The sequence below is a fragment of the Geodermatophilus sp. SYSU D00691 genome, from assembly GCF_054050275.1.
Window position 1 is genome coordinate 49,145 of the sequence record NZ_JBJGYZ010000004.1, and the last position, 19,264, is coordinate 68,408.

Here is a 19,264-nt window from a genome sequence, read left to right on the forward strand (position 1 = left end):
GGCATCGCCGCCCCGGGTCTCACGCTCGTCCGCGCCCGAGGCGGGACCGGATCGCCGCCAGGGGCTCCCGGACCTCGGGGACGCGGGCGACCACGAGACCAGCAGCGGTCGCGACGCCGATGACCACGGTACCGACCAGGAGAGTGACGAGCGAGCCTGCCACCGATGTGCCCAAAACGTGACCCAGAAGGGTGACCGTGCCCCAGCCGAGGAGGCCGGCGGCGCCCGACACGGCGACCAGCCGGAGGACCGGTCCCAGCGTCTCGCGGTCGCGGGTGGCGCCGAGCGAGCGGCGGATGGCGAGGTCGCCGAGGACCCAGCCGGCGACGTAGGTGACGCTCGTGACCAGCATCAGCCCGGCCACCACGTGCTCCGGACCGACGACGACCGGGACCAGGAGCAGCAGCGGCACGCGGACGGCGACCATGCCGATCTGGATGAGGGTCGGCGTCCGGGCGTCCTTCATCGCGTAGAAGACCCGCAGCTGCAGGAGGGTGACCGCCATCGGCAGCAGCCCGAACGCGCCGATGGCCAGCGCGGTGCCGATGCCCTGGGCCTCGGCGACGCTGGTGTTCCCGCGGGCGAAGGCGACCGTGGCCAGCGGCGGGCCCAGGACCACCAGCGCGGCGGTGACCGGCAGGAGGCCCAGCGCGGACAGGCGGGTGCCCAGCGCGAGGTCCTTGACCACGCCGGGCACGTCGCGGCGCGAGGCCGCGCGGCTCATCCGCGGCAGCAGCGCGGTGAGCAGGGCGACGCCGATGATCCCGTAGGGCATCTGGAACAGCAGGCTGGCGATCGCGAAGGCGCTCGACCCGAGGCCGCCCTCGCGTCCGGCGTCGTTGGCCACGTTGGTGGCGACGACGACGCCGATCTGGCTGACCGCCACGTAGCCGATGACCCAGAGCCCGAGGGTGCCGGCCTCGCGCAGGCCGGTGTTCTTCAGCCCCCAGCGCGGGCGCAGCGGCACGCCCGCCTTCGGCAGCAGCGGCAGCAGCACCAGCGCCTGGACGGCGATGCCCAGGGTCGTGCCGATGCCGAGCAGCCACACCTGCCCGGACGTGATGGTCGCCGGCGTCAGCTCCCCCGGGCCGCTGGCCGCGATGAACAGCAGGCCGGTCGCGATGACGACGACGTTGTTGAGCACCGGCGCCCAGGCGGGCGGGCCGAAGACGTCGCGGGAGTTGAGGATCGCGGTGGCCAGCGCGCCGATGCCGTAGAAGACGATCTCGACGAGCAGCAGGCGGGCCAGCCAGTTGGCCAGCCGGACCTGCTCGGGGTCGCCGTCGATGCCGTAGAGGTTCGTGAGCAGCGGGGCGGCCAGCACCGCGAGCACGGTGACGCCGACCAGCCCGGTGATCGCCAGCGTCGAGAGCCGCTGCGCGTACGCGGTGCCGCGGTCGGCGTCGCGCTCCTGGGCGTGCACCAGCAGCGGCACGATCACCGACGTGAGGACGCCGCCGATGAGCAGCTCGTAGACGATGTTCGGCAGCGTGTTGGCCGTGTTGTAGGCGTCGTTGACCAGGCCGACGCCCAGCGCCGCGGCGAGCACCATGGTGCGCAGCAGGCCGGTGATCCGGCTGACGAGCGTGGCCACCGCCATGGTGCTGGCGGCCCGGAGGATGCCCCGGCTGGCCCCGGGGGCGCCCTCCCGCTGCTCGGCCTCCTCGTCGCTCTCCTCGACCGCGCGGGGCACCGGCGGCAGCACGGGGATGAGCTGGGTGAACTCCTCCTCCGGGTGCGGCACGAACCGCCGCCGCGGGGGCGGTGGCGGGGGCAGCGGCATCCGGCGGGGCTGCGCGTCGTGGGCGGGGTAGGCCGGCGGCGGGGGCACCGGCGGGGCGGCGGGCGGTAGTACCGGCGGGGGCGCCGGCGCCCGGACGGCGGGGCGCTCGGCCGACGGCGGCCGGCCGGACAGGGCGTCGGCCGACGGGACCGACGGCGGGGGTGCCTCCTTGTACGGCGGCGGGGGCAGCGGCGCGGGCCCGCGCCCGGCCCGCGTGCGCGGGGCGGCCGGCGGGACAGTCGAAGGACCCTGCTGCGCCCCGTCGCTCGCCAGCTCGCGACGGGCCCCTGCAGCAGGGCCGTTCTGCCGGTCCCGTTCCTCGACGGGCCCCTCGGGTCCGGGCGTCACACCGGGCTCCGGGTGGGCGGCAGCGGCACGGACGCGCCCTCGGGGGCCGGGCCGGTCGGGATGCCGTCGGACGGGCCGCGGCGGCGGCGGACCAGGAACAGGACGAGCCGGCGCAGGAAGAGCAGGCCGAGCAGCACGGCCGCACCGATGGTGATGCTCAGCGAGATGGCGCCGTAGGCGGTGCTCTTGACCTGGATGCGCACCTGCTCGCCGAGCGGCCCACCGCTGGGCGTGGTCAGGGCGGCGGTGACGGCCACGCGGCCGGACTGGCGGATCGACGTCGGCACCTGCAGCGTCGTCCGCTCGCCGGGGGCGAGCTCCTGCAGGCCGATGTCCTCGATCCGCAGCCCCACGTTGCCGACGGTCCGCACGTCCAGCCGCACCCGGACGGCGAACGGCAGGTCGTTGCGCACGGTCAGGACCAGCGGGGCGTCGCTGGAGGCGAGGCTGTAGGTGCCGTCGGCGGGGGCGACCAGCGTGACGCGGTCGCGCAGCCGCTCGATGCTGTCGGCGAGGGCCTCGGCGGCGGTGCGGAAGCCGGCGGGGTCGGCGCGCCAGGCCACCGCCGCGGTGCGGGCAGTGGCGGCGTCCTGCGGGGCCAGCGCGGCGTCCGGGGACCCCACGGCGGCCCCGGCGAGGTCGTCCCGGACGGCGACCGCCTCGGCGACGGAGGCCAGCCCGCCGCCGTCCAGGAGCGGCGCGGCCGACGGGGTGAGCGCCCCGGCGTCGGCGACCGGGCCGGCGCCGAGCTCCTCGACGGCGGCCGCGCGCAACCAGGGCAGCTCGGCGGTGTCGGACATCATCGCCCGCACGCCGTCGGGGTCCGCGCCGACCTGCCGGGGCGGCGCGACCAGCACGGTGGGGGCCAGGGCGGGGTCGGCCGGCGCGGTGAGGCTGAGCAGGGCCAGCTCGGCCAGGTAGCGCTGCTCGGCGATGCGCACCCCGCCGGCGACCTGACCGGCGGAGGCGGCGACCGCACCGAGGGCCGGATCGGCGACGAGCGCCTCGACCGACCCCTGCGGCAGGGCGACGCTGGTCCGGGCGGCCGCGGTCGCGGTGCCCAGCCCGAGCGCGGCGTCGCCGCCGGTGAGGGCGTCGGCGCCGAGGACCACCCGCTCGGCCCCGCCGGCCTGGAGCGCGGCGAGGGTCTCGGGGCGCACGGCGCCGCCGGCGAGCCAGCCGAGGTCGGTGCGCGGCTGGACCCCGAGGACGTCGGCGACGATGCCGGCGCCGGCCCCGGTGGCGTCGTCGGACGGCGCGGTCGCCGCGGCGGTCCCGCTCGCCGGCAGGCTGCGCGCCAGGACGGCGGACAGGCCGGTGGCGACCAGCGCGTCGGCGTCGACGTCGCCGTAGGGCAGCGCGACGACCGGGTGGACGGCGGCGACGGCGCGCAGCCGCTCGAGCCACGCCTCGGCGGCCGCGGTGCCCTCGCCCGGGTCGTCCTGCCCGGCCACCTCGTAGGGGCCCGCGGCCATCAGCGCGAGCTCCTCGAGCAGCGCCGGGTCGACGGCGAGGGTGACCGGCACCGTCGGCACCGCCTCGCCGCCGCCCGCGGGCGCGGCGCGGGGCAGGTCCTCGACGACGGACAGGGCACGGTCCAGGCGGCCGCCCTCGGTCACGGCCGCGGCGAGACCGTCGTCGGCGAAGCTGCCGGAGGGGGTGCGGTGCGTGCGCTCGACGAGCGGCCACAGCCAGGCCACCGACGTCCGCCCGGCGGGGATCGCCGGCTGCCGCACGAGGTAGGTGGCCAGCTCGCCGACGCGGCGGACCTCCCCGTCGACGGTGCCGTTGACGTTCAGCAGGACCGGGTAGACGCCGTCGCGGTCCAGCCGCAGCTCGTCGGCGGGGACCGAGTAGGTGAAGGTCGCCGAGTCGCCCGGCTCGAGCTCGTCGGTGACGGGCTGGAAGGCCGGGACCTCCGTGGTGGCCGGGTCGGCGTCGTCGTCGGCCGCGGCGAGCTCGGCGCGGGAGGTGAGGACGGCGCCGCGCTGCAGGCGGACGGCGAGGTCGGAGACCGCGGAGTCCCCGCTGTTGGTCAGCGTGCCGGTGATCGTGATGGTCGAGCCGGGGACGACGCTGCGCGGCTCGAACCGGCTGACCTCGAGCGTCACCGGCCGGTCGGGGTCGCTGGTGTCGTCGGCGGGCGCCGCGGCGGCGCGCGTCGGTGCGAGCAGGAGCGGTGCGCCGAGCAGCGTCAGGCAGAGCAGGACGGCGAGGACCGTCCGGGACCCCGGCCGGGAGCGGCCGTCGGCGGGGTCGGCGGCCGTTCCCCTCACGCGCTGTCGGCCAGCAGGGCGGGTGCCCGCTCGACCAGTGCCCGCTCGTCGGCGTACGCGAGCCGCTCGGACAGCTCCGACAGCGGGACCCAGGCGACCTCGGTCACCTCGACGTCGGCGTCCGAGAGGGCGCCACCGATCGCGCGGAGCAGGAAGTGGTGCACCGTCTTGTGCACGCGGCGGCCGTCGGCGACGAACCAGAAGTCGATGATCCCGAGGGGGGCGACGACCTCGCCGATGATCCCGGTCTCCTCGGCGACCTCGCGGACGGCGGTGTCCTCGGGGGTCTCGCCCTCCTCGATGTGCCCCTTGGGCAGCGACCAGAGGAGGCGTCCGCGCCGGTCGGTGCGGCCGATGAGGGCGGCACGGGGCTCGTTGACCCCGTCGTCGGCGACGACCAGGCCCCCGGCGGAGGTCTCGTCGACCCGGCGCAACCGGCGGCCGGGGCGTCCGCGCCCGCCCGTCCCAGCCATGCCAGGAGGGTAGCGCGCGTCCGGCCACTACCCTGGCTCGTCGTGTCCGCAGAGCCCCCGAGTCGTCCCGAACCCGAGCCCGTGCCGCCGGCGGTGCAGCAGACGGTGCGGGAGCTCGTCGACCTCTCCCCCGTGCTGACCGAGCTGGGAGAACGGTTCGCGGCGGCCGGGTTCGAGGCCCACCTCGTCGGCGGTTCGGTGCGTGACGCACTCCTCTCGGCCGGCGCGGGCGCGGCGCGCGTGCCGGGGGACCTCGACATCACCACCGACGCCCGGCCGGAGCAGACCCTGGAGCTGCTGCGCGGGTGGGCCAGTTCCACGTGGAACACCGGCATCCAGTTCGGCACCGTCGGCGCCGAGGTGCGGGGCGCGCGGCTGGAGATCACCACCTACCGGGCGGACCGCTACGACCGGGAGTCGCGCAACCCCGAGGTCGCGTGGGGCGACTCGCTCGAGGACGACCTCGCCCGGCGCGACTTCACGGTCAACGCGATGGCCGTCTCGCTGGGGCCCGACCGCCGGGTCACCGACCCGTACGGCGGCCTCGGCGACCTGCTCACCCGCCGGCTGCGGACCCCCGGTGCGGCGGTCGACTCCTTCCTCGACGACCCGCTGCGGATGCTGCGCGCCGTCCGCTTCGTCGCCCAGCTGCAGCTGACCCCGGACGACGAGGTGGTCGCGGCGATGACCGCGCTCGCCGGGGAGCTGGGGCGGATCACCCCGGAGCGGGTGCAGGTCGAGCTGTCGAAGACGCTGCTGCAGGGCTCGCCCCGGGCGGCGCTGGAGCTGTTCGTCGGCACCGGGCTCGCCGACGTCGTCCTGCCGGAGCTGTCGGCCCTCCGCATGGAGATCGACGAGCACCACCAGCACAAGGACGTCTACGCGCACTCGCTGACCGTCCTCGACCAGGCCATCGCGCTGGAGGAGGCCGACCCCGAGCACGAGTCGCCGGACCTCGTGCTCCGCCTCGCCGCCCTGCTGCACGACATCGGCAAGCCGGCGACCCGGCGGCACGAGCCGCGCGGGCGGGTGTCGTTCCACCACCACGAGGTGGTCGGGTCGAAGCTGGTGAAGAAGCGGCTGACGGCCCTCCGCTACCCCAAGGACGTCATCGACGCCGTCGCCAAGCTCACCTTCCTGCACCTCCGCTTCCACGGCTACGGGCGCGGGGAGTGGACCGACTCGGCGGTGCGCCGCTACGTCACCGACGCCGGCGACCTCCTGCCGCGGCTGCACAAGCTGGTGCGGTCGGACTGCACGACCCGCAACCGCAAGCGGGCCGCGGCGCTGGCGGCGACCTACGACTCCCTCGAGGCGCGGATCGCCGAGCTCGCCGAGAAGGAGGACCTGGCGCGGGTGCGCCCGGACCTCGACGGCAACGCGATCATGGAGCTGCTGGGCATCCCGCCGGGCCGGGAGGTCGGCGAGGCCTGGCGCTTCCTCAAGGACCTGCGGCTCGAGCGCGGCCCGCTCTCCCCCGAGGAGGCGGAGGACGAGCTCCTCACCTGGTGGCGCACCCGCCGCACTGGAGTGGATTCGTCGGGGTAACGCGCACAGATCCACTCCGTTGGGGCGCAGGCTGTGGAAAGCGACCGCCGCGCGCCTCGGCACGCCCCCACCATCGCGCGGTGCCCGTGTCGTCCGTGTTCCCATCCGACCTCCCCGTCGCCCGTCGGGGCCAGCTCCGCGCGCGGGGCATCAGCAACACGCGCATCCGGACGGCGCTCCGGGCCGGCAGGTGGCAGGAGCCCGTCCGTGGCGTCGTCGTCCCCCACGCGGGAGGTCTCACGCAGCGGGAGCGCTGGCTCGTCGCCCTCGCCTACGCAGGCGACGGCGCCTGCTTGTCCCACCACAGTGCATTGAGGCTCTGGGGCGCGAAGGCGGAGGAGCTGGCCGCGGCTCGTCGCGTCGCCGGTGTCCTCGGTGACTACGCGGCACTGCCGGAGGGCGGCATGGTGGAGGTCTCGCGCGAGCACGGGCAGCACATGGCGTCGCACGGATTCGTCGTCGTCCACCAGAGCCGGCGAGCTCTCGAGGCCGTCGAGCTGGCCGGACTCCGGACCACCGGAGCGGCGCGGGCTGCCGTCGACGTGTCGCTCAGCGCCCGGCGGCGGGCCGACGTGGACCACGTCGTCTCCGACGTCCTCCAGCGCGGGCTGGCGACCGTCGACCAGCTGGCCGAGGAGACGCGGCGAGCGGGTCGGGTGGCGACGGCATGGCTGCGCGCAGCCGTCCAGGACGCGGGCAGGGGCATGCGGTCGGTCGGCGAGAGCGAGCTGCGGCGTGTGGTCGTCGCGGCCGGGTTGCCCGAGCCGGAGTGGAACGCGCCGGTGGAGACGGCCGACGGCACTTACTTCGTCGACGCGCTCTGGCGTCGGAGACGTGTCGCCGCCGAAGCGGACGGGATGGCCTACCACCTCAGCGCGCGCGACTGGGGTGAGGACCTCAAGCGGCAGAACGCGCTCCACGGGGCCGGGCTCGTGCTCCTGCGCTTCCCCGTGCGCCGCCTGCGGGACGAGGGACCCGCGTGCGGGGCGGAGATGCAGCGCCTCGTCGCCTGAGCGGAGTGGATCCGTGCGGGTTACGCCGACGAATCCACTCCGGGAAGTCGGTGGCGGGAGGTGGCGCGGGCGTAGAGGGCGGCGGTGAGGAGGTAGCCGGCGCCCACGGCCACGAGCATCGGGTAGGAGACGCCCGACGGCGGCAGCACGAAGGCCCCGAACACCAGCGCCGCCACGAACGTGACGTTGAACAGCGTGTCGTAGACGGAGAACACCCGGCCGCGGAAGTCGTCGTCGACGGCCTCCTGCAGCGTGGTGTCCACGCAGATCTTCACCGCCTGGCCCACGAACCCCAGCACGAAGCCGGCCGCGACGATGGTCGGCGGCACGAACGGCAGCCCGAGCGCGAGCTGCGCCAGGCCGCCACCGGCGAGCAGCGCCGTCGTCCAGCGCGGCTTGCCGATCCGCCGCACCACCCACGGGGTCACCGCCGCGGCGGTCAGGGTGCCCACCGCACCGGCGCCGACGACCTCGCCCAGCCCCACCAGCCCGCCGGGGAAGAGCCCCGAACCCGCGAAGGTGTTCCGGTAGAGCAGCAGCGTCATCAGCGTCAGGACGCCGTAGAACAGCCGGTGCAGGCTGATCGCCGTGAGCGCCGCCGCGGCCGGCGGGTGCGACCAGGCGTGCCGGGCGCCGGCCACCATGCCGGCGGCCACCTCGCGGGCCGACAACCGCGCCGAGCGGGCCATGTGGTCGGGCCCCAGGTGGGCCCGCGTGAACCCGGAGACGACGGCGGCCGCGCCCAGGTATGGCAGCGCCGCCGACACCGCGACGACGGCGTACCCCGCGTCGCCGGAGCCGGTCACCTGCAGCAGCCCGAGCGCCGCACCCCCGCCGACCACCGTGGCGACCGCGCCCGACGTCGTCGACAGCGCGTTCGCCGAGACCAGCGACGGCTCGTCCACGGTGTGCGGCAGGCCGGCCGACAGCGCGGCCAGGACGAACCGGTTCACCGAGAAGACGGCCAGCCCCGCGACGTAGAACGGCGTGCCGCCGACCCCGCCCAGCACCAGCGCGGCCACGACGGCCACCAGACCCGCTCGGACGACGTTGGCGCGCAGCAGCACCTGCCGGCGGCTCCACCGGTCCAGCCACACCCCGGCGAACGGTCCCACCAGCGAGTAGGGCAGGAGCAGGACGGCGAACCCCGCCGCGACGTCGAGCGGGTCCGCGGCCCGCTGCGGGTTGAACAGCACCGTGCCGGCCAGCGCCGCCTGGAAGACGCCGTCGCCGAACTGCGACAGCAGGCGGGTGCCGAGCAGCCGCCGGAAGTCCCCCCGGCGGAGCAGGTGGCGCACGGTCGTCGCCTCCTGCTGGTGCACCCGGTCACAGTACGGGGCCGTACACCGCCCTCCGGGTCACCGCCGAGCCGTGTGCCGCCCCGTCGGGTGACTTTTCCCGGGTCCGAACAGCCCTCCTGCCCTTGACGGCGCGCGCTCGACCTCCCCCGGCCGCGGACCTGGGGCACACTGGACCGCGATGACTCCGGTGCCCTCGTCGCCCGACCCCGAGTCCGGTCCTCCCGCCAGGCCCGCGACCGGTCGCCGTCCTGCGGACGCCGTCCCCCCGCTGTCCGTCGGCCGGGTCGAGGACGTGCGTCCCGGGACGCTGCTGGTGGCGATGCCGGCCCTGTCGGACCCCACCTTCGCCGGCACCGTCGTCTACGTCCTCGACCACACCGAGACCGGCACCCTCGGCGTCGTCCTCGGGCGGCCGAGCCAGGTCGAGATCCGCGACGTCCTGCCCGGCTGGTGCGACCTCGCGGTGGAGCCGGGCGTCTTCCACGTCGGCGGTCCGTGCGAGACCGACACCGCGCTGTGCCTGGCCACCTCGCCGGCCGTCGACGTGACCGAGGACAACGGCCTGCGCCGGGTGGCCGGCGACGTCTACCTCGTCGACCTCGACCGCGACCCGGACGCGCTCGAGGGCCGGCTGACCGGCCTGCGCGTGTTCGCCGGCTACGCCGGCTGGTCCCCGGGCCAGCTCGCCGGGGAGATCGCCGAGGGTGCGTGGGCCTGCGTGGCCGGCCGGCCCTCCGACGTGCTCAGCCGGATGGCCGGACCGCAGCTGTGGCGCGCCGTCATGGGCCGCCAGACCGGCCGGCTCGCGGTGCTGTCCACCGCGCCCGCCGACCCGTCGGCCAACTGACCGGCGCGCGCGGGGGCTGCGCGCGCCGACGGCATCTGGTAGGAAGAGCTCGGGAAGGGGCGGTCTGGGGAAGAGGCCGCCCCTTCCTGCTGTCCTCAGACGCCCAGTTCCGCCGCGAGCTCGGGCTGGGTGGCCGCGTCGAGGGTCTCCTCCGCCGCCGGTAGGGCGATCTCCCGCTCCCCGTGGTCGGACAGCGTGATCGTCACGTCGAAGTCCTGGTCCGGCAGCGGCGTCACGTACTGGACCAGCAGGTCGTCGGAGTGCGAGATCGCCACCGTCTTGCCGCCGGACAGCCCGTACTCGGCCACCAGCTGCCCGTCGATCGAGCGCTGCCCCTGCCACGTGTAGTCCCCGGTCATGAAGGCCCCCGGGTCGTCGGCGGCCCGCGCCGACAGGTTCAGCACCAGCTGGGCCAGGACGTCGATCAGCGAGGCCGACCCGCCCGCCGCGGCGCTCATCGGCCGCCGCACGTACGCCGCGTCGGGCAGTCCGCGGGCGGCCAGGGCCTCCGAGAGGCCGGGCACGTCGCCGAACCAGATGTCCTCGGTGGTGAAGAAGAGCGTGCGCATCTCCTCCGGCCGGCCGTCCTCGTACGTCGTCACCGCCTGGGCGCGACCGATCGAGCGGGTGAAGTCGACCTCGCCGGTGAGGGTCAGCACCGCCCCCTCGCCGTACGGCGCCGTCTCGACGAAGTCCGCCCCGCCGTGCTCGAAGTTCTGGTGCAAGAGCTCGGCGAGGACGTCGGCCTCCTCCCGGGTGATCTCGTCACCGGGGAGCCGCTCGTCGTCCGCGCCGCCGGTGCAGCCGGTCAGCAGGGCCAGCACCAGTCCCAGGGCGAGCAGGATCGAGCGAGAGCGGGACGGCATGCCGCCAGGGTAGGCAGCCCGGCTGTGCACCCCCGGGAACGCCACCGGCCCGCCCCGCGGACGGGACGGGCCGGTGACGCGATGGAACGGCCTCCTCGCAGGGACCCGGCCCGAGCGTGCGAGGGCTGGGGGCGAGGCGTGGAAGGACCTTCCTGCCCCCCACCACTCGCAGGCTCGTGGCGGGACCCTGCAGGAAGGCCTCAGCGCTCGATCTCGCCGCGGATGAACTGCTCCACCAGGTCGCGGGCCTCGCTGTCGGAGTGCTGCACCGGCGGGCTCTTCATGAAGTAGGACGACGCCGAGAGGATCGGGCCACCGATGCCGCGGTCCTTGGCGATCTTCGCCGCGCGGATCGCGTCGATGATGATCCCGGCCGAGTTCGGGGAGTCCCAGACCTCGAGCTTGTACTCCAGGTTCAGCGGGACGTCGCCGAACGCGCGGCCCTCGAGGCGGACGTAGGCCCACTTGCGGTCCGACAGCCACGGCACGTGGTCCGACGGGCCGATGTGCACGTTGCCCTGCCCCATGTCCCGGTGCACCTGGCTGGTGACCGACTGGGTCTTGGAGATCTTCTTGGACTCCAGGCGCTCGCGCTCGAGCATGTTCTTGAAGTCCATGTTGCCGCCGACGTTGAGCTGCATCGTGCGGTCGAGCTGGACCCCGCGGTCCTCGAAGAGCTTGGCCAGCACGCGGTGGGTGATGGTGGCGCCCACCTGGCTCTTGATGTCGTCACCGACGATCGGCACGCCGGCGGCGGTGAACTTGTCCGCCCACTCCGGGGTGCCGGCGATGAACACCGGCAGCGCGTTCACGAAGGCGACCTCGGCGTCGAGGGCGGCCTGGGCGTAGAACTCGGCCGCCTGCTGCGACCCCACGGGCAGGTAGCAGACGAGCACGTCGGCGCCCGACTCGCGCAGCGCGGCGACGACGTCCACCGGCTCCTCGTCGGACTCCTCGATGGTCTCCCGGTAGTACTTGCCGAGGCCGTCGAGGGTGGTGCCGCGCTGCACCGGAACGCCTAGCGGCGGGACGTCGCAGATCTTGATCGTGTTGTTCTCGCTGGCCACGATCGCCGCGGACAGGTCCTGGCCGACCTTCTTGGCGTCGACGTCGAACGCGGCGACGAACTCCACGTCGGAGACGTGGTAGTCGCCGAAGCGCACGTGCATCAGGCCGGGCACGGACGACGTCTCGTCGGCGTCCCGGTAGTAGTGGACGCCCTGCACGAGCGACGCGGCGCAGTTGCCCACGCCGACGATGGCGACCTTGACGCTTCCCATGGGTGCTCCTCACTTCTCGGACCGCGGGGTCCGGACACGGACCGGGGTGGTCCTGACGGCGGTGGTCTGGGGGTTCAGGTGGTCGGGGACTGCGGGTCCGCGGGGGGGTGCACGGACGGGTCGGGGGACGGATCTCGCTCGGCGCCGGCCTGCCCGGAGGCGGGCCGTTCGCTGGCGCGTCGCTCGGAGTCGATGAGCTCGGACAGCCAGCGGACCTCCCGGTCCACCGAGTCCAGCCCGTGCCGCTGCAGCTCGAGGGTGTAGCGGTCGAGGCGCTCGCGGGTGCGGGCGAGCGAGGAGCGCAGGCCCTCGCGCTGCCGCTCGACCGTGCGCCGGCGCCCCTCGAGGATCCGGAGCCGGGCGTCGGCGGCGGTGTGCCGGAAGAAGGCGAGGCGGACGCCGAAGAGCCCGCCGTCGTCGTACGCCTCCGGGCCGGTCTGGCTGACCAGCTCGTGGAAGCGCTCCTTGCCCTCGGCGGTGATGGTGTAGACGACCTTCCCCCGGCGCCCGGTCAGCGGCGGGGCGTCGGCGGGCAGCAGCGCCTTGGGGTCGGGCTCGGCCGTCGTGATGTACCCCGCAGCGTGGAGCCGCTTGAGCGCGGGGTACAGGGAGCCGAAGGAGATCGTCCGCAGCCCGCCGAGCAGCGAGGCCAGCTCCTTGCGGAGCTCGTACCCGTGCATCGACGCCTGCTGCAGCAGGCCCAGGATGGCGAACTCGAGCACGCCCGCCTCCTGTCGTCGGACCGGCATCCGCTCGCAGCGGTCGATGTATCGAGACGATACATCGAACGACCAACGCGGGGTGAACGGAGGGCCACGGCGGCCGTCCGCCCGGTGCGCGGTGATCCGCCGCGGGTAGCCGCGTCTGCGTACGCTGGCCCCCGTGCCCGGACGTCGATCCGTCGTGGACTACTCGCTGCAGCGGCGAGCCGTCCTCGCCGACGTGTACTCCGGGCGCACCGGGTTGTTCGAGGTCTGCGACGCCAGCCCTTACCTCTCCCGCGCGGCGAAGTACCACGGCGAGAAGACCGACGTCCCCTGCCCGGTGTGCCGCAAGGAGCGGCTCACCCTGGTGAACTACGTGTACGGCGAGCACCTCGGCCCGACGGCCGGCCAGGCCAAGACCGAGGTGGAGCTCGCCCGCATGGACGCCATGCAGGAGGAGTTCTCGGTCTACACCGTCGAGGTGTGCCGCGGGTGCGGCTGGAACCATCTGGTGGGGTCGTACGTCCTCGGGGCCGAGCCCGAACCCGGGCGTCAGCCGCGCCGCAAGCGCCGGGCGGCCACCGAGTAGGTCGCCTGCGGGGAATGGGACGGGTCACGGCGGACCCTTCCGTCACACGCGTCGCGTGACGTGCGCGTTCGTCGCGCGTTGTCCACGGGAACCACAGCTGAAGACGTCACGCTTGCCCGGGGACCACCACGGTCCCCTGTCCGAGAGTCCGAGAGGGGCCCCTTCGTGCCTTCCCACGACGAGACCTCGCCGGTCGCGCCGCGCGCCGGCTCGGTGCGTCGGCCGCCACCGGCCCGTACCCGCAGCACGGGGGGCGGCGGAGAGGGCCGCGCCGCCGGGGCCGGCCGGCCCCGTGCCGCGGCCGGCGGTGCCGCCGGCCGGAGCGCCGCCGCGAGCGGTCGCGGCCGGACCACGGCCGGGCGCACGTCGTCCGACCGGCGGGCCGCCGCCGGCAGCGGTGGTGGTGGGCGCCCGCCGGGTTCCCGACCGCCCGGCGGCCGCCCCACCGGCGGTGGGTCCGGCGGCGGGCGGCCGGGTGGCCGCAAGGGCAAGCCGCCGCGCACGAAGAAGCAGCGGCGGCGTCGCCGCCTGAAGATCGCGCTGGGCACGCTGCTGGGCCTGTTCGTGCTGCTCGGCGTCTTCGTCGGCGTCGTCTACGCCAGCACCGACGTCCCCGACCCGAACTCGGTGCAGAACGCGCAGACGACGGTCATCTACTACGGTGACGGCCAGACCGAGATGGCGCGGCTCGGCGACGAGAACCGCACCAACGTCCGGCTCGAGCAGGTCTCCGAGGCGGCCCGCAACGCGGTGCTGGCCGCGGAGAACCGCAGCTTCTACTCCGACCCCGGCATCTCGTTCACCGGCATCGTCCGGGCCGCGTGGAACAACCTGACGGGCGGCTCGACGCAGGGTGGCTCGACGATCACCCAGCAGTACGTCAAGAACGCCTTCCTGACCCAGGAGCAGACGTTCAGCCGCAAGTTCCAGGAGCTCTTCCTGGCGATCAAGCTGGACAACAACTACTCGAAGAACGAGATCCTGGAGAACTACCTCAACACCATCTACTTCGGCCGCGGCGCGTACGGCATCGAGGCGGCGGCCAACACCTACTTCGGCGTCCCCGCCGCGCAGCTGACCGCGCAGCAGGGCGCCGTCCTGGCCGTGCTGATCCGCAGCCCGTCCCGCCTCGACCCGGAGAACGACCCGCAGGGCGCCCAGGAGCGCTGGGCGAACGTGCTCGACGCGATGGTCGAGGAGGGCTGGCTCTCCGAGGCCGAGCGCAGCGCGTCGGCCTACCCGCCGGTGCTGCCCCGGGCCACCGCGACCCTGGGCATCCCCACGGGTCCGGAGGGCCTGATCGTCTCGCAGGTCATCGCCGAGCTCGAGGCCCGGGGCTACCCCGAGGACCAGATCCGGGCCGGCGGCCTGCGGATCACCACGACGATCGACCCGCGCATGCAGAGCGCCGCGCTCACCGCCGTCCAGGAGGTCATGGAGGGCGAGCCGGACAACCTCCGGCAGGCCCTCGTCTCTGTCGACCCGCGCAGCGGTGCGGTCCGCGCCTACTACGGCGGCCCGATCGGCGCGGGCGAGGGCGCGATCGACTACGCGCAGGCCCGGCGCCAGCCGGGGTCGTCGATGAAGCCCTACGTGCTCGCCGCCGCCCTCGAGCGGGGGATCGGCGTCAACGCCCGGCGCGACGGCAGCTCCCCGCAGACGTTCCCCGACCGCGAGGCCCCGGTGCGCAACTCCGGCGGCGCCTCCTGCGGTGCGTGCACGCTCAAGGAGGCCATCACCCGGTCGCTGAACACCACGTTCTACGGCCTGGCCTACGAGGTCGGCCCGGACACCGTCCGCGAGCTGGCCCTGCGCGCCACGGGCATGCCGGAGACCTGGCCGGACAACGGCGGCCTGCTCGACGGCAAGCGCACCCTCTCGGCGCCCGAGACCGGGAACACCGGTTCCTCGATCGGGATCGGCGAGTACGAGATGCGCCCGATCGACCAGGCGGTCGGCTTCGCCACGCTGGCCAACGGCGGCGTCCGGCACGCGCCCTTCTTCGTCGCCCGGGTGACGGACAACGAGGGCGCGCTGCTGATGGAGAACACCGGTGACGCCGGCGACCAGGCCGTTCCGGCCGATGTCGCCAACGACGTCACCTTCGCCATCGAGGGGGTCGCGGACTACTCCGACCGCCCGCTCGCCGGCGGCCGGCCGGTGGCGTCGAAGACGGGTACGCAGGGCCTGGACGCCGAGAACAACTCCGACGCCTGGATGGTCGGCTACACCCCGTCGCTGTCGACGGCGGTGTGGATGGGCAGCGACTCGCTGCAGCCGATCGTCGACGCGCGCGGCCGGATCATCTACGGCGCGGGCCTGCCGGGCGAGATCTGGCAGGAGTTCATGAACACCGCGCTGGAGGGCAGCCCGGAGGAGCCGCTGCCCAGAGAGGCGCTGATCGACGGCGACACCGGCGAGGGCGTGCCGGCCCCGGAGACCAGCGCGCCGACGACGGCGTCGTCGGCGCCGGAGGCGTCGACGTCCTCCGCGCCCCCGCCGTCCACGCCGAGCACTTCCACGACGACGTCCAGCCCGCCGCCACCCGAGGAGGACGAGGAGGAACCGGTCGACGAGGAGAACCCGAACCCGCTTCCGAATCCGGTGCCCGGGCCGGGACAGGGCGGCGCACCGGCCCCGGGCGACGAGGACGGCGCGACCGACCAGTGACCCGGCGCGGCAGACTGGGGCGGTGACGCAGCCCCACCCGCAGGACACCGCCACGGACCCCTCGGCCACCGCAGCCGGGGGGTCCGTGGCGTCTGCGGGGCCGCCGTCCGGGCCCGACCGCGTGGTGCCCACGTGGTCCGACCCGGTGGCCGCCCAGGCGAGCGAGGCGGTCGGCGGCCCGTGGGGCCGGCACGCGGTGACCGGACGGGCGCTGTTCTGGACGCCGCTGCGCGTGTGCCTGCTGTTCACGACGGCGGGCCTGGCGCTGGCCTGGCTGAAGCAGGCGCCCTGCGCGAGCGGCAACTGGGCGGGCTGGGTGCAGTACACGCACCTCTGCTACTCCGACACCGTCCCGCTGTTCGCGCTGCGCGACCTGGACACCGGCGCGGTGCCCTACCTCGACTCCGCGATCGAGTACCCGGTGCTGACCGGCGGCTTCATGGCGCTGGCCGCGGCGCTGGCGCGCGGCTACGACGGGCTGGCCGGTTCCTTCGGCCTGCTGCCGCAGGTGCCGCCGGTGCAGAGCTACTACGTCGTCACCTGCCTGCTGCTCTCGCTCTGCGCGCTGCTGCTCACCCGGGCGGTGCTCGGGCTGTCGGGCCGGCGGCCCTGGGACGCCGCGATGGTCGGCCTCTCCCCGCTGCTGGTCGTGCACGCCTTCACCAACTGGGACCTGTTCGCCGTCGCCCTGTCGACGCTGGGCCTGTGGGCGTGGGCGCGCTCCCGGCCGGTGCTGGCCGGCGTGCTCATCGGCCTGGGCGTCGCGGCGAAGCTGTACCCGGTGCTCCTGCTCGCGGTGCTCTTCCTGCTGTGCCTGCGGGCCGGTCGGCTGCGTGCCTGGCTGCGCACGGTGGTGGCGGCGGGCGCGGCCTGGCTCGTGGTCAACGGGCCGATCGCGGTGCTGGCGCCGGCCAACTGGGGCCGCTTCTTCGCCCTCAACGGCAGCCGCCCGGCCGACCCGGACACCGTCTGGAACCTGCTGATGGCCACCACCGACCACGCGATCCTGGGCGGTACGCCGGCCGAGGGGCAGGCCCCGACGGTGCTCAACGCCGTCGTCGCCGTCGCCCTGCTGCTGCTCCTGGTCGGCGTCGCGTGGCTGACCCTCGCCGCGCCGGTGCGGCCGCGCGTGGCCCAGCTGGCGTTCCTGCTGGTCGCCGGCTTCCTGCTGCTCAACAAGGTGTGGAGCCCGCAGTACTCGCTGTGGCTGCTGCCGCTGGCGGTCCTGGCCCGCCCGAAGTGGCGCTCGCTGCTGCTGTGGCAGGCCGCCGAGGCGCTGCTGTGGGTGCCCCGGATGCTCTGGTACCTCGGCACCGACAACAAGGGCGTCGAGGTCGAGTGGTTCTACCTCGCGGTCGGGCTCCGCGACGTCGCCGTCCTCTTCCTCATGGGTCTGGTCGTGCGCGAGGTGCTGCGGCCCGACGAGGACGTCGTCCGCTGGTCGTGGCCGGGCACCGACGACCCGGCCGGCGGGGTGCTGGACCGGGCCGAGGACGAGGTGACCCTGCGGCGCGCAGCGCGCCCGGGGACGGTGCCCTCCTGAGCTCAGCCGAGCGCGTCGCGCAGCAGCGCGATCTCCTCCGCGTGGGCGGCGGCGTCGCCGGGGGTCTCCAGGACGACGGGGCAGCCGGCCGCCCGGGCGACCTCGACCAGCAGCTCGACCGGGATCTCCCCCTCGGTCAGCGGCGCGTGCCGGTCGCGGCCGGAGCCCGCCGGGTCGCGGCTGTTGTTCAGGTGCACGAGGTCGAGCCGGCCGGTGCGGGCCGTCACGTCCTCGACCGCCGTGGCGAGGTCCCAGCCGGCCGCCCAGGCGTGGCACGTGTCGAGCACGAAGCCCGCGCCGAATTCGCCCACCGCCTCCCACAGCCGGCCGATGGCGTCGAGCTCGCGGGCCATCGCGTTCTCGCCGCCGGCGGTGTTCTCGATGAGCAGCGGCAGGGGGAACCCGCCGCCCTCGGCCTGGCGGGCGAAGGTCTTGCGCCAGTTGTCGACGCCGACGGCCGGGTCGTCCTTGGCGAGCACGTGGCCGCCGTGGACCACGAGGCCGTGCGCGCCCACCGCGGCCGCCGCGGTCGCGTGCTGGCCCAGCAGCTTGCGGCTCGGGATCCTGATCCGGTTGTTGGTCGACGCCACGTTCATCACGTACGGCGCGTGCACGACGACCAGGACGTCGCTGTCGCGCAGCGCCTCGGCGTCCGGACGCGGCTTGGGCGCCTTCCAGTCCTGCGGATCGGCGAGGAAGACCTGCACCCCGTCGGCGTCCATCTCGGCCGCCCGCGCGAGCGGACCGCCGTCCAGCAGCTCGTTGTCCCCGGTCAGCCCGGGGCCGACGTGTACGCCGATCGGGTGTCTCGCCACGAGGATCGACCCTAGTTCGGCTGCAACTCCAGGTTTAGCCGTAACCCCGCTCACACATCATCGTTCTGCCAGCGTGACGGGGGTTACCCGCTGGTAGCAGGCGCCGGCGGGGGCGCGACGTGGACGCGGAGGTGCGGAGCTGATGGCAACCGGTCGGATGCGGCGCAGCGCAGGGCGGGGCCTCGGCGCCCTGGTGCTCGCCTGGCTGGCAGCGGTGGTCGCCGCCGTCGTGCTGGCCCCGGGGGCCAGCGCGGCCCCCAGCGCGACGATCCAGATCAGGACGCTGACGCCCCCCGTCGCCAGCGTCGACGCGGGCGGCACCGTCACCTTCGTCAACCAGGTCGCCAGCTACGACACCGGCGTCACCCTCCCGCTGGTCGGCGGGGCGACGGCCACCGTGCACACCGACGTCGCCGTGACCTTCTTCGGCGAGAAGCGCACGCTGCAGTACGGGCAGCAGACGTCGTGGACGTTCCCGTCCACCACCGCCGGCACGGTCACCTACACCTACCGGATCGTCCCCCAGGGCAGCCTCGCCGCGAACCTGGTCAACCAGGTGGTCGACGCCGTCGCCGCCGTCCTGCCCCCGCTGCCCGCGCCGATCCCGTACGTCGTCCAGACGCTGGTGCCGCTGCCCGACCTGCCGAGCACCAACCTGCCCGATCCGCCGGAGGTCGCCGTCGCGGTGCCGGGGGTCCCGAGCACGCTGCCCCCGCCGGGTGGCGCCCCGACCCCGCTGCCGGGCGCGCCGGTCCCCACCACCACGACCACCACGACGACGACCACCACAGGGGGGACGGCGCAGAGCGTGCCGGGCACCCAGTACACCTACGACACCGGTGCGGGCGCGCCGCAGATGGCGCCGGTCGACAGCGCCGCCGCGGCCGCCTTCGACCCGTCGCGCTTCACCGCGCGGGGCGGGGGCTCGTCGGGCGGCGCCACCGGCGGCTCGGGTGCCAGCGGGATCGCCGGCACCTACGACGGCGCCTCGGTGCCGGTCTTCGGCCAGCTCGCGGGGCTGGACGGCGACGGCTTGGAGGAGGCCGACAGCCAGGTCGCGGCGCCCGGCTCCGGCTCGGCGGCGAACCTGCCGGTGCCCGCGCTGGCGGCGGTGGTCGCGCTGGCCGCCGTCACCGCCGCCCTGGTCCGCACCCAGCAGGCCGCCCGCGCCGTCAAGGGCGCGCACCGCCGCCGCTGAACGCTCCGCT

General features: G+C 74.9%; 15 protein-coding genes. 7 read left to right on the plus strand and 8 right to left on the minus strand.

Annotated features, from left to right (window positions below):
* Positions 1-19: 19 nt before the first annotated feature.
* From murJ to ACI797_RS04030, 3 genes are read right to left on the minus strand one after another with little or no spacing between them, the layout of a single operon-like run.
* Positions 20-2,131, minus strand: coding sequence for a murein biosynthesis integral membrane protein MurJ (gene murJ, locus ACI797_RS04020; protein ID WP_456857217.1), 2,112 nt, complete (start codon positions 2,129-2,131; stop codon positions 20-22).
* Entirely contained in the window at positions 2,128-4,407 is a 2,280-nt protein-coding gene (locus tag ACI797_RS04025) for a DUF6049 family protein (RefSeq protein WP_456857218.1), read from the minus strand. Before ACI797_RS04025 ends, murJ begins: the two co-directional genes overlap by 4 nt.
* On the minus strand, positions 4,404-4,880 hold the full coding sequence (locus ACI797_RS04030; protein WP_456539463.1) for an NUDIX hydrolase: 477 nt from the start codon (positions 4,878-4,880) through the stop codon (positions 4,404-4,406). The genes ACI797_RS04025 and ACI797_RS04030 overlap by 4 nt, the downstream gene beginning before the upstream one ends.
* Positions 4,881-4,922: 42 nt before the next feature.
* On the opposite strand from ACI797_RS04030, the gene ACI797_RS04035 reads away from it, so the two are divergent.
* Positions 4,923-6,428 carry a CCA tRNA nucleotidyltransferase gene (locus ACI797_RS04035; RefSeq protein ID WP_456857219.1) on the plus strand — a complete coding sequence of 502 codons (1,506 nt, stop codon included), beginning with the start codon at positions 4,923-4,925 and terminating at the stop codon, positions 6,426-6,428.
* 311 nt (positions 6,429-6,739) lie between these two features.
* A complete protein-coding gene (locus tag ACI797_RS04040; protein WP_456857220.1) occupies positions 6,740-7,441 on the plus strand; it encodes a hypothetical protein in 702 nt (233 codons plus the stop codon).
* A gap of 20 nt (positions 7,442-7,461) precedes the next feature.
* On the opposite strand, the gene ACI797_RS04045 is transcribed toward ACI797_RS04040, so the two are convergent.
* Positions 7,462-8,763, minus strand: a complete 1,302-nt coding sequence (locus ACI797_RS04045; RefSeq protein ID WP_456857221.1) for an MFS transporter — start codon at positions 8,761-8,763, stop codon at positions 7,462-7,464.
* A gap of 271 nt (positions 8,764-9,034) precedes the next feature.
* Between ACI797_RS04045 and ACI797_RS04050 the strand changes: the two genes are divergently transcribed.
* Positions 9,035-9,589, plus strand: a complete 555-nt coding sequence (locus ACI797_RS04050; RefSeq protein WP_456857222.1) for a YqgE/AlgH family protein — start codon at positions 9,035-9,037, stop codon at positions 9,587-9,589.
* Positions 9,590-9,684: 95 nt separating this feature from the next.
* On the opposite strand, the gene ACI797_RS04055 is transcribed toward ACI797_RS04050, so the two are convergent.
* The 3 genes from ACI797_RS04055 to ACI797_RS04065 form a co-directional block, all read right to left on the minus strand.
* Positions 9,685-10,455 carry a hypothetical protein gene (locus ACI797_RS04055; RefSeq protein ID WP_456857223.1) on the minus strand — a complete coding sequence of 257 codons (771 nt, stop codon included), beginning with the start codon at positions 10,453-10,455 and terminating at the stop codon, positions 9,685-9,687.
* Between the two features lie 200 nt (positions 10,456-10,655).
* The gene (locus tag ACI797_RS04060) at positions 10,656-11,735 is read right to left on the minus strand and encodes an inositol-3-phosphate synthase (RefSeq protein ID WP_456857224.1); all 1,080 of its coding nucleotides are present in this window, start codon (positions 11,733-11,735) and stop codon (positions 10,656-10,658) included.
* Positions 11,736-11,809: 74 nt separating this feature from the next.
* On the minus strand, positions 11,810-12,457 hold the full coding sequence (locus tag ACI797_RS04065) for a PadR family transcriptional regulator (protein ID WP_456857225.1): 648 nt from the start codon (positions 12,455-12,457) through the stop codon (positions 11,810-11,812).
* Between the two features lie 160 nt (positions 12,458-12,617).
* Between ACI797_RS04065 and ACI797_RS04070 the strand changes: the two genes are divergently transcribed.
* The 3 genes from ACI797_RS04070 (at position 12,618) to ACI797_RS04080 (ending at position 17,241) form a co-directional block, all read left to right on the plus strand.
* Positions 12,618-13,028: a DUF5318 domain-containing protein gene (locus tag ACI797_RS04070; RefSeq protein ID WP_456857226.1), complete on the plus strand. Its 411-nt coding sequence runs from the start codon at positions 12,618-12,620 to the stop codon at positions 13,026-13,028.
* A gap of 165 nt (positions 13,029-13,193) precedes the next feature.
* On the plus strand, positions 13,194-15,698 hold the full coding sequence (locus ACI797_RS04075) for a transglycosylase domain-containing protein (RefSeq protein WP_456857227.1): 2,505 nt from the start codon (positions 13,194-13,196) through the stop codon (positions 15,696-15,698).
* A gap of 22 nt (positions 15,699-15,720) precedes the next feature.
* Positions 15,721-17,241: a glycosyltransferase family 87 protein gene (locus ACI797_RS04080; RefSeq protein ID WP_456857228.1), complete on the plus strand. Its 1,521-nt coding sequence runs from the start codon at positions 15,721-15,723 to the stop codon at positions 17,239-17,241.
* Positions 17,242-17,243: 2 nt separating this feature from the next.
* Here ACI797_RS04080 and ACI797_RS04085 read toward each other — a convergent pair whose 3' ends face one another.
* The gene (locus ACI797_RS04085; protein ID WP_456857229.1) at positions 17,244-18,056 is read right to left on the minus strand and encodes a deoxyribonuclease IV; all 813 of its coding nucleotides are present in this window, start codon (positions 18,054-18,056) and stop codon (positions 17,244-17,246) included.
* A gap of 142 nt (positions 18,057-18,198) precedes the next feature.
* On the opposite strand from ACI797_RS04085, the gene ACI797_RS04090 reads away from it, so the two are divergent.
* The gene (locus ACI797_RS04090; RefSeq protein WP_456857230.1) at positions 18,199-19,254 is read left to right on the plus strand and encodes a hypothetical protein; all 1,056 of its coding nucleotides are present in this window, start codon (positions 18,199-18,201) and stop codon (positions 19,252-19,254) included.
* The last annotated feature ends 10 nt before the right edge of the window (positions 19,255-19,264 follow it).